The following is a 14085-nucleotide window of genomic DNA, read 5'->3' as shown; positions in this document are numbered from 1 at the left end:
GGACCTGCCACGGGGCCGAGCGTACGGGCGAGGCGTGTACCGGCGGTGACCTGGCGTCGCTCTCAGAGTCGCAACCGGGTCAGCAGCGCACGGTGGTCGCTGCCGGGCACGGCGATCACCTGGGTCGAGCGCGCCCGCGGGCCGGTGCCGTCGGTGCCCGGCCGGGTGAGCACGTGATCGATCTGCGCGCCGAACCACCACGGGAAGCTGGAGCGCCACGTGGGCACGAGCGAGCCGCCGGTGGCGGTCGCGGCGTCGGTGCAGCCCGCCGTGCCCGCGCGGAACGCGGAGTGGTCCGGCGTGGCGTTGAAGTCCCCGACGATCATCGCCGGGCTCGGGTCGCCGCCGGGAGCGCACCACTGCTGCAGCTTGGACAGCTCCTCGGGCCAGTAGCCGATCCACTCCGGCACCACCGACACCAGGTGCACCGCCACGAGCCGCGTCGGGCCGAGGATGCCGCCGCTCAGCTCCGCCCACGGATAGCGGGCGCCCTCGTCGAGGCGGCGGGCGGTGACGTCGCCGGCCCGGGGCGAGGAGGCCACGACGATCCCGCGGACGTCGGCCGCGGCGGGCGGGACGTTGGTCCAGGTCCGGTACTCCGGGAGCAGCGCCGCGATCCTCGACCGCATCCGCTCACCGGACTCCGGCAGCACCACCAGGTCCGCGTGCTCGCTCCGGGCGAGGTTCGCGATCGTCCGGGGGTCGGCGTGGCCCTCGAACGCGTTCAGCTCCAGCACGGTGAGCTCGGTGCCGCCGGGCGGCGGAGCGGGCCCGGCGATCGCGCGCGGGACGACGACCGCGCCGGCCACGACCGCCACCGCCAGTACCGGCACCAGGACCGGCCACCACCGTCGTCGCAGCGCCAGCAGGAGCAGCGCGACAACGGCGACGATCACCGACTCCGACGGCCGCAGGGCCGCGGTCACGGCGAACGGCAGCACGCGGTCGAGGTCGAACAGGTCCGGCAGCAGCACGACGACGGCGAGGACGGTCGCCACGAGGATCGCGACGACGACGCCCCGCGACGCCCGACCCCCGGGGGACGGCGGCCCGTCGTCCGGCCGGGCGCGCGAGGGCCGCCCGGTCGTGGTCATCGATCCAGAGTAGGTCGGGCCCGTCAGCTCACCGTGCAGGGTGATCGGGCTCTCGGAGCGGCGCGGGCGACACGCCCTTGCGTGACCGCTCGGCGCCGCCGTCCGAGCGCTCGCGGCGCGAGCACCCGTGAGCTGAGAGCGCTCCGGAGCCGATCGGTCACCCATCGCTCCTCACGGCGCCCCACACTGGTCCGGACGGACGAGGCGGCCGACCGGTGAGCGCGCTGTGGTCGCCCGTGGTCGCGTGGTCACCGGGGGACTCTCAGGTTGGGGCCCCGCGCCGCGGCGCACCCCTAACTTCCTCGCCGATGAACACGACGGACGTCTCCCCGGGCACGGCCCCGATGAGCACCGAGGGCCTTCTCCGCGTCGGCCTGCACCTGCTCCTCGCGGCGCTCCCCCTGCTCGCGATCTCGGCGCACGTCTTCGGCCTGATCACGATGAACTGGTCCGCGGCGCTGCTGGTCGTTCCGCTGGCCACGGCGATCGTGGCGCTCACGATCTTCGCCCCGCACCCGGAGGAGCGCGTGATCCTCCACGGGTTCCTCTGGGGCATGTTGGCGTGCGCGCTCTACGACGTCTTCCGCCTCGACACCGTCTACATGCTCGGCTGGTGGGCGGACTTCATCCCCACGATGGGGACCTGGATCATCGGCGACGGTGCCTCGAAGACCGCCGGAGCCTGGGTCGGCTACCTCTGGCGCTACCTCGGCGACGGCGGCGGCATCGGGGTCACCTTCTTCGTCGGCGCGGCCTTCATCGGCCTGCACCACCGTCCCCCGAAGCAGGTGGTCGGCGCCTCCGTGGCGTTCGCGGTGTTCCCGGTGTGGGCCGGGCTGATCGCGACGGTGTGGCTGGCGCCGCGCGGCCAGTCGCTGATGTTCCCGCTGACCCCGACGACGATCACGCTCTCGCTGATCGGGCACCTGATCTTCGGGCTCATCATGGGGCTGGGCTTCGTCAAGACGCGCTCGGCGGAGCGGTTCTGGCCCTGGGCCCCGGTCATCGGCGGGATGGCCCCGGCGTCGCACACCGTCTACTTCCCCGCGGACTCCCGACCGGCGCTCCCCCCGGCCGGGCACCCGCAGCCAGTGGGGTGGCCCGCCGCGACGTCGGGTCCCGTGCCGGTGGCGGCGACCGCGCAGGTGGCGGCGACGGCGCACCGCGTGGCGCCGCCGACGACGGGCGAGCGGCCGGTGGTCGTCCCACCGCCGCCCCCGCTGCCGGCCGGCCACCCCTCGGGACCCCTGCCGGCCTCGACGTCCTCCGGGCCGATGCCCCGTCAGGAGCGTCCGGCCGCCGGGCACCCGTCCGGCCCGATGCCCCGTCAGGAGCAGCCCGTCGGCGGACACCCCTCCGGCCCGTTGCCCGCGGCCGGTCATCCGTCGGGTCCGTTGCCCGCGGCGGCCCGGACCGGGTCGCAGCCGGTGGCGGCACGGACCGGCTCGCAGCCCGCGGCCGCCCGGGTCGGGTCGGGGTCCTCGGAATCGGAGTCGTCGGGTGGCCCGGACACCGGCCGGACCCGCACCGCGACGCCGCCCGCCGGGCAGACCCTCGACCCGGAGACCTGGGCCCTCTGGCAGCGCCAGCTCGCGACGACCATCAAGGGCCGCCGCACCCACCGTTGGCGTTGATCGGGACCCTGGATCGCCGGGCCCGGGCCGGATCCGGGCCCGGCACGCGTCGCTCACCGACCGGGCGCCACCATGGCCCGGTGACCCTCCGTCCCGTCGCCCCGGCCCGCACCCCGCTGGCCGTGGCGGCCGCCGCCCTCGGCCTCGTCGCCCTGCTCGCCGGGTGCGCGGGCACCGGGCCCACCCCCGGCCGGCCACCCGCGGAGATCGTGCGCGAGGCGGTCGTGTCCACCGCGGCGGCCGGACCCTCGCACGCCACCGTCGCGGGACAGACCGCCGTGATGGGCCAGGCGATCCCGCTGAACGGCTCCGGCGTCGTCGACGTCCTGCACCAGGCGGCCGACATGACGCTGCAGGTGCCCTCGCTCGGCGCGGTCCGCGTGGTGTTCTCCGGCGGCACCCTCGACGCCCAGCTCCCGCCGGCCGCCGCCGGGGTGATCGGCGCCATCTCGGGCGGCAAGAGCTGGGTGTCGGTGGACGTCAACCGGCTCGCGCAGTCCGGGTACGGAGCCCCGCTGGGCGCGCTCGGGGTCGGCACCACCGACAACCCCGCCCAGCAGCTCGGCTACCTCAAGGCGATCAGCGACACCACCCGCGAGGTCGGGCCGGAGCAGATCGACGGGGTGGACACCACGCACTACGCGGGCGCGGTCGACCTCGACAAGGTCCCGGGTGCGGACGACCCGTCGACGAAGCCTGCCGTCGACCGGCTGAAGGCCCAGCTGGGCTCGTCGCTGCTCCCCGTGGACGTGTGGGTCGACGGCGGCGGGAAGCTGCGCCGGGTCGGCCAGACCGTGACCGTCAAGCCCCAGCCGGGCGCCGCGGCCGCGTCCCCGACGACCAGCACGACGACGATCACCTTCTCCGACGTCGGGTCCGCGCCCGCCGTCGTCCCGCCGCCCGCGGACCAGGTCACCGACGTCTCGTCGCTGCTCCCCGGCTGAGCACGGCCGCCTCAGGCGACGGTGTGCACCGTCGCGAGCACGCCGCGGTGGTCGGTGCCCGGCACCTCGACCACGTCGAACCCGTCGACGCCGACCCCGCCCCCGGCGAGCACGTGGTCCAGCTGCGCGCCGAGCAGTCGCGGGGTCGCGGTCGGCCAGGTCGCGAGCAGGCCCTTGCCGGCCGCGTCGCCGGCGTCGGTGCAGCCCGCCGTCCCGGAGCGGTAGGCGGCGATGTCCGCGGTGGCGTTGAGGTCGCCGACGACGGCGGCCGGACCGGCCCCGGGGGCGCACCAGCGCTGGAGGTCGCCGAGCTCCTTCGGCCAGGCGTCGAGGAGCGTCGGGACCGGTGAGGCGAGGTGCACCCCGACCAGCCGGGTCGGTCCCAGGGCACCGCCGGAGATCTGCAGCCAGGGGAAGCTGACGTCGCGGACGACGTCGGCCCGCACCGGACCCAGCGACGGGCCGGCGAGGATCGTCGTGCCCACGGCGTCCGGCGCCGTGGCGGGGGTCGACGACCACGAGCGGTACCCGAGATCGGCGACCAGCGGCGCCAGACGCGTGCGGAACGGCTCGCCCGCCTCCGGCAGCACCACGACGTCGGGTCGGTGCAGGTACACCAGCCGGGCCAGCTCGCCCACGTCCGCGCTGCCGCGGTCGACGTTGAGGGTCATGACGACGAGGTCCGGGCCGGGATCGGGGCCGGGACCGTCGGGGAGCACCCGGGGCAGCAGTGCGACGACCGAGATCGCCGCCACCAGCAGCACCGGCACGACGGTCGGCCACCATCGGGCGCGCACGGCCAGCGCGAGCAGGGCGAGGACCACGACGAGCACCGTCGCCGGGGCACGGACCAGCACGAACCCGACGATCGGCAGGACGCCGTCGAGCCCGAGCCGGTCCGGGACCAGCACGAGCGCCACGGCCGCGACGACGAGCACGCCGACCAGCACCCGCGACGGGCGCGGACCCCGGCGGCGCATCCGGATCGGGCCGGTGGGCGGGTCCGCGGCGTCGCGGGTCCACGTCACGACCGCGTCACCGTGAGCCGCGCGGCGCCGGAGTTGCCGCCGTAGCCGATCCAGGAGTCGTTCGCGAAGGCGTAGAGGTAGCCGGACCGACCGAGCACGAGCGTCGTCGCGCCGTCCGGGCCCACCGCGGCGACCGTGCCCTCGTCGATGGTGCCGTCGGGGTGCCTGCGGTCGTCGGCGACGGCGGCGACGAGCGCCATCCGGCGGGCGTCGCCGTCGCGGGGGGCGCCGAGCGCGTCGGCGCTGCGGGTGGTGAGGGCCCGGACCGCCCGCCGGTAGGCGTCGAGCACCGCGCCGAGCGCGTAGTCCGGCCAGGCGCGCCACGGCCACCGGGCGAAGCCCGCCGGGCTGGTGTCGGCGCCGTGGTCGCGCCAGCGACCGGCGACCGCGAGGCGGTAGCGGCCCTCGGGCAGGTAGAGGCCGGTCTCGGCCCACGGGTCGTCGGCGGCCACGGTGGCCGGGGTGGGCTCGCCGGGCTCGGGGACGTGGCCGGGCCGGTAGGGCGGGACGAGCGGCGCCGCCCGGCGCGCGACGGCGGACGGGTGGACGTCCGGGGCGCCCTCCACGACGCGGGGCACGGTGCGGGGACGGGGCCCGAGGTAGCGCCAGATCCCGTCCGGGCCGGGGTCGAGCGGGCCGAGCGGGTCCCCGTCGCCCCCGGGCGGGGCGTCCTGCCAGGTGAGGCCGACCGCCGTCGTCGCCTCCGCGGTCATCCAGCGCAGCGTGATGTCCGAGAGCGCCCGCGGATGGTCGTGCGAGCCGCCCACGTCGCCGTGGGTGCCGGTGAACCACAGCTGCACGAAGGAGGCGTGGGTCCCGGCGGCCGGGGTGGCCCAGACCGCGGGCTGGAACGGGCCGCGGCGCTCGTCGAGGGCGAGGGCCTGCCGGGCGTGGCGGACGTCGGGCGCGAGCGAGAGGTCGTGGAACCCCTGCAGGCGCCGCGAGACCAGGGTCGACAGCAGCCCGAACGTGCGCGGGATCCCGAGGGCGCCGACGGTGTCCCAGACGCCCAGGAAGGCGATCGGCGCGGTGTCCTCGGGCCCGAAGCCGGGGGCGAACCGGACGCCGTCGAGGGGGAGCCGGCGCTGGTAGCCGTCGAGGAAGACCCGGCGCACCAGGCGGTTCCTCGTGCGGCGGGAGTCGCCGGGCGCGAACGCGACGAGCCCGCACGCGGCGAGCATCCCGGCCAGGCTGCGCACCGTGAACGCACCGCGGCTGAAGCCGAGCAGGACGATCTCGTCGCCGGGGCGCCAGGTCTCGGCGAGCCACGTGTACGCCTCGCGGATGCGGGTGTTGAGCCCGAGCCCGAGCGCGCCCTCGAGCACACGGGTGACCGGATCGGTGTCGGTGCCGACCCCGCTGAAGTAGCGGACGACCTGGTCGGGGCCCTCGGCGAGGGCGTCGGCGACGAGCGAGACGTTCGTCCGCTCGGTCGGGGTGTCCCACGTGCCGTCGCAGCAGACCACCAGGCGTCGCACGGCGGACGAGGCTAGCGGTCCACGGACACCGCCCGGTCCGGTGCGCGGTGTCGCCCCGACGGGAGGGCGCGGGGTCAGCCCTGCAGCGGGGACCGTCGCGGCAGGTCAGCGAGGCCCGGACCGGTCCGCGGGGCGGGGACCGCGGCCATGGCGGCCCGCACCTGGGCCTCGCGCACCCGGGCGCGCCGCAGCGCGTCGCGGTGCATGGCGTCACGGTGCAGCGCGTCGCCGGACGGCGCGACGCACGGTTCGCGGCGCATCGCGGCCGCGCGGCGGTCGTCGAGGGTGCGCCGTCGCAGCATCGCGACGAGGGGGGTGGCGATCCACGCACCCAGCGCGGCCGCCGCGGCGGCGCCGGTCCCGGTCCCGATCTGCGACATCGGTGTGCCCCCTCGTCCGTGCCCCCGCCGACGCGGGGCTCCTGCCGCGGATATCGTCCCGGTCATCCGGGCTGTTAGGCCGTTCGAGGGCGGTTCACCCGCTGGAGTGACAACGGATCCCGGCTCGGGCCGCCCGGGACCACGGTGAGCGTGGTCGTAGGGTCGCCGCATGGACGACGAGGTCGTGGCCTGGCTGACGGAGCACGCGATGCCGGTCGACCCGGACGGCCTGTCGTCGTGGCGCCCGTCGCTCGCCGACGTGCGCGTCCTCGGGATCGGCGCCGCGGCCCACGGGGCACGGGAGCTGCTCGAGGTCGGGCGTCGGCTGGTGCAGTACGCGGTCGAGGACCTGGGCGCACGGGTCGTCGTGCTGGGCGCGAGCGAGTCCGGGGCCACCGCCGTCGATGCCGCCGTCCGGGGCAGCGGCGTCCCGGGTGACGCCGTCCGCGCCCTCGGCGGCTGGGAGTACGACACCCACGAGGTGGTGAACCTCGTGTCCTGGCTGCGGGACCACAACGAGCTCCTCGCCCCCTCCGAGCAGGTCCGGGTGCTCGGGGCGGACGCGGTGCGCGGCGCCGCCTCGGTCCGGAGCCTCGCCACCTTCTGCCACGCCACCGCCCCCGACCTGCTGCCCGACGTGCGCGACAGCCTCGCCGAGCTGCTCGACCACGAGCCGAGCGTGCGCACGCTCAAGCCCCGGGTGCGCGACGACGTCGTCGGGCTCCACGAGCGGATGATCGCGGAGGAGGCCCGGCTCGTCGCCGAGAGCACCCCCGAGGGTTACGCCGAGGCGCTCCACCACGCCGAGATCCTGTCGCGGATCGCGGAGGTCGCGTGCGCTCCGACCGGCCGTGAGCCGCGCGACGGGGAGCCCGAGGAGCCGCTGACCTCGGGGAACCAGCCGGTGCTGCGGGCACGGTTCGCGGCGGAGGCCGTCGAGCGCGCGGCGCGGGACCGGTCCGGCACGCCCGCGGTGGTGTTCTGGGGCCACGACGACCAGGTGCGGGTCGGCGACCCGGGCACGGCGGGCCGGCACCTGCGCGCCGCGTTCGGGCAAGCCTATTACGCGGTGGGCGGCCTGTTCGGCGAGGGTGGCGCCTCGGCGGTGAAGATCCGGCCGTTGAACGCGACCCGCCCCCGCCCCACCACCCACAAGCTGCGCCGTCTCGACGGGACGGTGGAGGACGACCTCCGGACGGTCCTCGGCGACGGCGGCGAGCGCCTCGTCGACCTGCGGGCGGCCCGCGACGCCGACGGTGCCGTGTCGGAGTGGACCTGGACCCCGGCCCTCACCCGGCGCCTCGGGCTCCAGCTCGACTCAGCCGATCGGCGCACGCGGACCCCGATCGTCCCGGCAGCGGAGTTCGACGCCTTCACCCACGTGGCCCGCGTCCAGCCCGCCTGGATCCGGTAGGGCGGCAAGCCGCCCGCTCCTCGACACACGCCGGCCACACGGTCGGGCTACGGTCGCCCTCGGCGACCAACGGACCCCGTGCGAGGAGCTCCTGATGTCCGAACCGGCCCGGCACGACAAATCCGACATCGCGTACCCCGGCCCCGGCTCGCGCCCGTTCCGCCGGGACCTCGATCCGATCGCCCCCCACGTCATCGTGCTGTTCGGATGCACCGGTGACCTGGCCAAGCGCAAGCTGCTGCCCGGCCTCGCCTACCTCAGCGAGTCCGAGCTGGCGCCGGACATCCGCGTCGTCGGCACCGCGATGGAGGACCTCTCGACCGACGAGTTCCGCGGGCTGGTGCACGACGCGGTGCAGAACTTCGGGATGCACCGGCTCGCCGAGTCCGACTGGGAGGACTTCGCCGCGAAGCTGAGCTACGTCGGCCAGGGCGAGGGCCCGGAGGCGCTCGCGTCGGCGGTCAAGGAGGCCCGCTCGGCGCTCGGCGAGGGCGCCCGGCTGCTGCACTACCTCTCGGTGCCACCCAAGGCCGCCCAGGCGGTGGTCGAGATGCTGCGGGACGCCGACCTCGACGCCGGCGCCCGCGTGATCATGGAGAAGCCGTTCGGCTACGACCTCGAGAGCGCGATCCACCTCAACGACTTCGTCCACCAGGTCTTCGACGAGTCCCAGATCTTCCGGATCGACCACTTCCTGGGCAAGGAGGCGGCGCAGAACGTCCTGGCGTTCCGGTTCGCCAACGGGCTGTTCGAGCCGATCTGGAACCGCAACTTCATCGACCACGTCCAGATCGACATCCCGGAGGAGCTCGGTCTCGACCAGCGCGCGAGCTTCTACGAGGCCACGGGGGCCTACAAGGACATGGTCGTCACCCACCTCATGCAGGTGATGGCGTTCGTCGCGATGGAGCCGCCGACCGCGCTCGAGCCCCGCTCGATCAGCGAGGAGAAGAACAAGGTCTTCCGGTCGCTGCTCCCGATCCACCCCGGCGACGTCGTCCGCGGCCAGTACGGCGGCTACCGCGACGAGCCGGGCGTGGCCCACGACTCCGACACCGAGACCTTCATCGCGCTCAAGGCGGGCCTGGACAACTGGCGCTGGGCGGGCGTGCCGTTCTACCTGCGCACCGGCAAGCGGCTGGCCGAGGGCCAGCGGATCATCTCGATCGCGTTCAAGGAGGCCCCGCGCACGATGTTCCCGCAGGGCTCCGGCGTCGGGACCCAGGGCCCGGACCACCTGACGTTCGACCTCGCGGACTCCTCGCGGGTCTCGCTGTCGTTCTACGGCAAGCGCCCCGGGCCGGGGATGCGGCTGCAGAAGCTCTCGATGCAGTTCTCGACCCAGGAGATCGGCGAGGCGTCGGACGTGCTCGAGGCGTACGAGCGCCTGATCCTCGACGCGATGCGCGGCGACCACACGCTGTTCACCACCGCCGAGGGCATCGAGTCGCTCTGGGACCGCTCACAGCCGCTGCTCGCGGATCCGCCGCCGGTCAAGCCCTATCCGCAGGGCTCCTGGGGCCCGAACGCCATCCACCAGCTCGTGGCCCCCAACGCGTGGCGGCTGCCGTTCGAGCGGGCCTGGCGGGAGAAGAAGTAGCGCGGCCCCTCCGCCCGACCGGCTCCTCAGCCCGTCGCCTCGTCGGCGGCCTCGGCCGAGCCCTGCTCCTCGGGCTCCAGGTCGATCTCGAAGGCGGAGGTCTCCTCGGCCTCGTCGCGGTCGTCGTCGGTACGGGGGGTTTCCGGATCGGTCACGGACTCCGGGTTCCCGACCGGGCGGCCGGGGATGCGGACCTCGGCCCCGGGCCGCCGTGGATCACACGGGCGGCCCAGGACCGTCAGCCCGTCCGGGCCGGGGTGCGCTGCGGCCGGCGTGCTCCCGGCAGGCTCGGGGCCGCCGGGAAGGGGCTGGTCAGCGGGTCCCGGCGGGCGCGGACGTTGTCGATGCGCTCCGGGGCGCTGCGCCGGGCGGGAGTCGCGGTCGGGATCGGGCCCGACACGGCCTGGTAGGCGTCGACCTGACTGGTGCGGCGCCGGGCCCGCTCGACGGCGTCCTGCCGCGCGCGCTTCTCCTGGTCACGCACGGCGCGGTGGTGCCTGCCGCGCGGCGTCGCGCGGTCGTCGGCGTGGGTGGGCTGCGGGGTCGCGCGCGGCGCGGTGCTCCGGAACATCGCAGATCACGTCCTGGGCTGGGCGGGCGATTGCCTTCACCCTCTTCATCGCCCGTTCCGGCCCGCTACTGGTTCCGCCGATCGGTGACGTCCGGTCGGGTCTCGACGCTCACTCGGGGCGACCCGACCGGGTGGTCGGGCCCCGCCCGGGGATCAGGCGTGACGAGCGGGGGCGGCGTGGTCGTCGCCGTCGTGCCCGTCGAGCCGGGGCAGCGGGATGGGGCCCGTCTCGTCCTTCCACGCGGCGAGGGTGCGCTGGTCGGTCGTGCCGCGGACGGCGGCGCTCACCAGCGGGGCGGCGAGCCAGGCGGCCGCGGACGAGCCGGCGGCGAGGACGACGTTGCCGGTGAACGACATGAGGGCTCCTCGGGGCGGGGCGGGCGGTCGCGGTGCGCACTCAAGATAGGGGAGGAGCCCCGTTCCGAGATACTGCGAACGGGTGACATCAGGTCGGGTTGCGACCATTGACATCACGATCAGGTCACGACGTGTCTGCGCTACACCCGGTGGGGTGAACAGCGTGGCCGATACGTCCGTCCGGGTGTAGCGAGTGCGGCCTCGTAACGATGGAGTCTCGATCTCCGAGAGTCAGGTCACAGGCAGTGGCGGCCAGCGGGGCCGTCGGAGGTGCCGCCCGCGAGGGCGGGGCCTGCGCTGCCGGAGCTCGCTCAGGGGGCCCGCCATGGGGATCGTCGTCACCACCGCCGTCCTGGCCGCGCTCGCGGTCGTCGTCCTCGGCGTCGTGCTGCGCACCGGGTCGGTCGGCCCGTCGACGGCGCCGCGACTCTCCCCGGGCTTCGCGCCGATGCTGCTCGCCCGGGCCGGCTTCCCGGCCACGGCGCACAACGTGGCCGTCCTCCACGACCACCTCGGCTCGGCGTTCCTCGACGCGGTGCGGGGCGCGGTCCCGGCGGAGGCCCTCGCCGACCTCGGTGCCCGGTGCGCCGGCGCCCGCGGCGGGGTGCCCGTGGCCGGCGGCTCGTCGCGGTCCTGGCCGCAGCGGATCCTGGACGAGCTCGCCGCCGTCGGGGCGCCCGACGTCGCGGGGCTCCCGCGCCGCGCCCAGGACGCACTGCTCGCGACGGCGGGTACCGGGCACGGCCTGCTGGGCGGGTCGGTCTTCGCGCCGCTGCCGGTGTCGGCGGCGGGCGAGGTGCCCGCCCCGCGACGCGCGGCGGACGCCGCGCGGCCCGTGAGTGCCTGACCGGCTCCTCAGAGCGAGGCGCGCGGGGACCGCTGCGAGGGCCGGTGGTCGGCCTCGTCCTGGCGCTGTTCGGGGACGGCGTCGGGCACGAACCCGTCGGCGGCTTCCCCGTCCCTGTCCTCGTCCTCGTCCTCGTCCTCGTCCTCGTCGGCGTCCAGCTCCGTGAGGGCGCGGGCGGCGGCTGCCGCCGCCGGGCTGTCCCCGGTGACGAGCTCGAGCACCCCCTCGTAGCCGGCCCGCGCCGCGTCGGTGCGCCGGCTGTTCCGGTCGAGATGAGCGAGGTCGAGGGCGGCCTCGGCCTCGCGCGCGGGGTCCTCGGCCCGGCGGGCGGACGCGACGGCCGCCCGCAGGCAGCCGCGCTGGGCGTCGAACCGGCCCGCGTCGCGCTCGAGGCCGGCGAGCAGCAGGCCGGCGTCGGAGGCGTCCCGCGGCGGGCCGTCCCGGACGACGAGCTGCAGGTGCTCCCGGCGCCGCGCCGGGTCGGCGTCGCGGTCCAGCCCCAGCCAGAACGCCGCGCGCGCCCGCAGCGCCCGCGCCGACCCGTCGTCGGGAGTGGCCTCGAGGACGGCGCCGAACCAGCTGCGCGCCTCCGCCGCCCGTCCCGACTGCAGGCGGGCGACGCCCAGCCGGTAGAGCTCGTCCGGTGTCGTCGCCTGCGGCGCGGCCCGGTCCGGGGGCGGGCGCAGGAGCACGGTGGCGAGATCGTCGAACCCGCGCGCCAGGGCGAGCATCCCGACGCCGCGGCGCCTGCTCCGTGCCTCGGGGGCGTCGAGCACGTCGCCGACGATCTCCCCGAACCGCGCGGGTGGTGTCCAGCCCTCGTCCCCGAGGGCGTCGGCGGCGGCCGTCAGCAGCCCGGTGGGGACGTGGTGCACCCCGTCGGCCAGCAGCAGGCGCCGCAGCACCGGGGCGCCGGAGCGGCGCGACCGCTCCGTGACGAGGGCCTCGACCGCGCGGCCGAGGTCGTCGACGCCCGGGACCGTGTCGCGGTCGTCGTCGGCGACGCCGTCTCGCGCGTACGCGAGGGCGAGGCGGGCGAGCAGCGGAGTGGGCAGGGCGTGCGGGACCCCGAGGCGGTCCCAGTCGACCGCGGCGCGCAGGACGGCGGCCCGGGCGGCCGCACCGGTCCGGGCCTCGCCGAGCCGCGCGGGACGCCAGGCCCGTCCGGGCTCGTCCAGGCCGGGCACGAGCACGGTCCGGGCCGGCTTCCGGTCGACGACCAGCTCGCCGAGCCGAGCGCCGACGGTGGCGGTCCCGATCGTCGGCGCGGCCCGGGCCACCTCGCTCGCGGAGAGCCCGTCCGGCAGGCGCACCAGCGTCACGCCGGGGCCCGGCTCGTCGGGGGTGATGTCGGGGTGCAGGAGCGCCGCGTCCGCGGTGGCGAGCACGCGGACGCCCCGCGGCGGGCGGGCGTGGTGCAGGGCCGCGAGCAGGGCGGGCCCGACGGCGTCCAGCCACACGACGACCCCGACGCCGTCCGTCCCGTCGGCCGGTTCCGCGAGAGCGGCGAGGAGGGCGGGATCGGCCGGGCCGGTCAGCGGGGCCGAACCGGCGAGGGCCGCCGGGTCGGGGCGGACGATGCGGTGGTCACCGAGCAGCAGGCGGGCGGCGCGCGCGAGGGCGTGGGTGCTGCCTCCGAGGCGTGGTCCGGCGACGATCACCACGGCGTCGTCGCCGCCCACCGCCGCCTCGATCCGGTGGTCGGCGTCCCGCTCGAAGGCGGGGGCGGGGAGCGGGGGATGCACTCCCAGCTCGGCGAGGTCGAGGTCGTGCAGGCGCGGCAGGCTCTCCGCCTCCGGCGCGGGGTCGTCCGGGTGGCCCCGCCGTCGTGACGTGGTGGCCCACCGCGCACCGTCGAGGTGCGCGCGCCACCGCCCGGTCGCGGTCATCACGAACCTCCGCCCCTGCTGCCGTCGTCGTCCGGTCCGTGGGCGGCGCAGGTCACTGCAGCCACTGGGGTCACTCCGGTTCCGACGAATCGCCGTTCTACCGGGCAGCGGCGCACCGGGGAAGGCTCCACCCCGCTGCGGGGGCGGATGCCGCCCGTCCGGTCGACACCGGAGTGGCACGCGTCACGATCATGGGACGCGGCGGGCGGGGCTCAGCGCGGGCGGGGCAGGTCGGTCGGCGTGCAGCGCTGGACCGGGACCAGGGCGGCGACGAGGTGCCGGGCGCGGGCGGCCGCCTCGAGGCGGCCGGCGGCGTCCGGGCCGACCTGCGCGGGCAGGTGGTGTCGTGCGTGGTCACCCATGCCCAGGACGTCGTCCGCGAGCCCCGGATCGTTTCGCTCCTCGCCGGCGGTGCGCCTCACCGGGCGAAGGGGTTGCGCCGCACGGACGTCAGGAGGCGCGCGCCGGCAGGTGCAGCCGGACGATGCGCACCATCACGTCGTCGAGACCCTCGGAGTCCAGCGAGCCCCGGAGCCGCTCCGCCGCCACCGCGGCGTCCGGCCCCCCGTACGGGCCGTGGGCATCCACCTCGGCGGTCTGCGGGTCGATCATGAGGACGACGTAGCCGTCGCAGTCGTCGAGGGCCGCGACCGCGTCGATCCAGTCGTGCCCCGCGGCGTCGGTGTCGGGACCGCGCGACCCGACCCACTCCCGGCAGTCGGGTCCGACCACGGCGTGGCTGGCGAACCGGTCACCCATGACGGCTCCTCTCCTCGCTGTATCACAACGAGTGATCAGACGATGTACTCTCCGTACTCAGGAGAGGGGCTCCCTCCCGTTGTCGTCACC

15 protein-coding genes are annotated in these 14085 nt (G+C 76.2%); 5 read left to right on the top strand and 10 right to left on the bottom strand.

Annotated features, from left to right (window positions below):
• Window positions 1–62 precede the first annotated feature (62 nt).
• Complete coding sequence (locus LQ327_RS02890; protein ID WP_230730020.1) at window positions 63–1094, bottom strand: endonuclease/exonuclease/phosphatase family protein; 1032 nt, start codon at window positions 1092–1094, stop codon at window positions 63–65.
• Between the two features lie 308 nt (window positions 1095–1402).
• Between LQ327_RS02890 and LQ327_RS02885 the strand changes: the two genes are divergently transcribed.
• Entirely contained in the window at window positions 1403–2728 is a 1326-nt protein-coding gene (locus LQ327_RS02885) for a hypothetical protein (protein ID WP_230730019.1), read from the top strand.
• 80 nt (window positions 2729–2808) lie between these two features.
• Window positions 2809–3672 (top strand): SCO4651 family lipoprotein, encoded by an 864-nt coding sequence (locus LQ327_RS02880; RefSeq protein WP_230730018.1) that lies wholly within the window; start codon window positions 2809–2811, stop codon window positions 3670–3672.
• A gap of 11 nt (window positions 3673–3683) precedes the next feature.
• Here the strand turns inward: LQ327_RS02880 and LQ327_RS02875 are convergent, their stop codons facing one another.
• From LQ327_RS02875 to LQ327_RS02865, 3 genes are all read right to left on the bottom strand, one after another.
• Window positions 3684–4700: an endonuclease/exonuclease/phosphatase family protein gene (locus LQ327_RS02875; protein ID WP_230730017.1), complete on the bottom strand. Its 1017-nt coding sequence runs from the start codon at window positions 4698–4700 to the stop codon at window positions 3684–3686.
• On the bottom strand, window positions 4697–6178 hold the full coding sequence (locus LQ327_RS02870; RefSeq protein WP_230730016.1) for a T6SS phospholipase effector Tle1-like catalytic domain-containing protein: 1482 nt from the start codon (window positions 6176–6178) through the stop codon (window positions 4697–4699). The genes LQ327_RS02875 and LQ327_RS02870 overlap by 4 nt, the downstream gene beginning before the upstream one ends.
• Window positions 6179–6252: 74 nt before the next feature.
• Window positions 6253–6558 carry a hypothetical protein gene (locus tag LQ327_RS02865; RefSeq protein WP_230730015.1) on the bottom strand — a complete coding sequence of 102 codons (306 nt, stop codon included), beginning with the start codon at window positions 6556–6558 and terminating at the stop codon, window positions 6253–6255.
• Between the two features lie 169 nt (window positions 6559–6727).
• Between LQ327_RS02865 and LQ327_RS02860 the strand changes: the two genes are divergently transcribed.
• Window positions 6728–7972 carry an erythromycin esterase family protein gene (locus LQ327_RS02860; protein WP_230730014.1) on the top strand — a complete coding sequence of 415 codons (1245 nt, stop codon included), beginning with the start codon at window positions 6728–6730 and terminating at the stop codon, window positions 7970–7972.
• A gap of 94 nt (window positions 7973–8066) precedes the next feature.
• Entirely contained in the window at window positions 8067–9572 is a 1506-nt protein-coding gene (gene zwf, locus LQ327_RS02855; protein WP_230730013.1) for a glucose-6-phosphate dehydrogenase, read from the top strand.
• Between the two features lie 26 nt (window positions 9573–9598).
• Here zwf and LQ327_RS33590 read toward each other — a convergent pair whose 3' ends face one another.
• From LQ327_RS33590 to LQ327_RS02845, 3 genes are all read right to left on the bottom strand, one after another.
• Window positions 9599–9727 (bottom strand): hypothetical protein, encoded by a 129-nt coding sequence (locus LQ327_RS33590; RefSeq protein ID WP_269069123.1) that lies wholly within the window; start codon window positions 9725–9727, stop codon window positions 9599–9601.
• A gap of 83 nt (window positions 9728–9810) precedes the next feature.
• Window positions 9811–10143 carry a hypothetical protein gene (locus tag LQ327_RS02850; protein ID WP_230730012.1) on the bottom strand — a complete coding sequence of 111 codons (333 nt, stop codon included), beginning with the start codon at window positions 10141–10143 and terminating at the stop codon, window positions 9811–9813.
• A 153-nt stretch (window positions 10144–10296) separates the two neighbouring features.
• On the bottom strand, window positions 10297–10500 hold the full coding sequence (locus tag LQ327_RS02845; protein WP_230730011.1) for a hypothetical protein: 204 nt from the start codon (window positions 10498–10500) through the stop codon (window positions 10297–10299).
• A gap of 325 nt (window positions 10501–10825) precedes the next feature.
• On the opposite strand from LQ327_RS02845, the gene LQ327_RS02840 reads away from it, so the two are divergent.
• Window positions 10826–11347: a hypothetical protein gene (locus LQ327_RS02840; protein ID WP_230730010.1), complete on the top strand. Its 522-nt coding sequence runs from the start codon at window positions 10826–10828 to the stop codon at window positions 11345–11347.
• 8 nt (window positions 11348–11355) lie between these two features.
• Here LQ327_RS02840 and LQ327_RS02835 read toward each other — a convergent pair whose 3' ends face one another.
• The 3 genes from LQ327_RS02835 to LQ327_RS02825 all read right to left on the bottom strand — a co-directional run bounded on the left by LQ327_RS02835 (window position 11356) and on the right by LQ327_RS02825 (window position 13995).
• Window positions 11356–13236, bottom strand: coding sequence for a hypothetical protein (locus tag LQ327_RS02835; protein ID WP_230730009.1), 1881 nt, complete (start codon window positions 13234–13236; stop codon window positions 11356–11358).
• A gap of 212 nt (window positions 13237–13448) precedes the next feature.
• Window positions 13449–13658 carry a hypothetical protein gene (locus LQ327_RS02830; protein ID WP_230730008.1) on the bottom strand — a complete coding sequence of 70 codons (210 nt, stop codon included), beginning with the start codon at window positions 13656–13658 and terminating at the stop codon, window positions 13449–13451.
• Between the two features lie 28 nt (window positions 13659–13686).
• On the bottom strand, window positions 13687–13995 hold the full coding sequence (locus LQ327_RS02825) for a hypothetical protein (protein WP_230730007.1): 309 nt from the start codon (window positions 13993–13995) through the stop codon (window positions 13687–13689).
• Window positions 13996–14085 lie beyond the last annotated feature (90 nt).

The organism is Actinomycetospora endophytica, from assembly GCF_021026375.1.
In the GTDB taxonomy this organism is placed as follows: domain Bacteria; phylum Actinomycetota; class Actinomycetes; order Mycobacteriales; family Pseudonocardiaceae; genus Actinomycetospora; species Actinomycetospora endophytica.
This window is presented reverse-complemented; position numbering and strand designations above follow the sequence as displayed.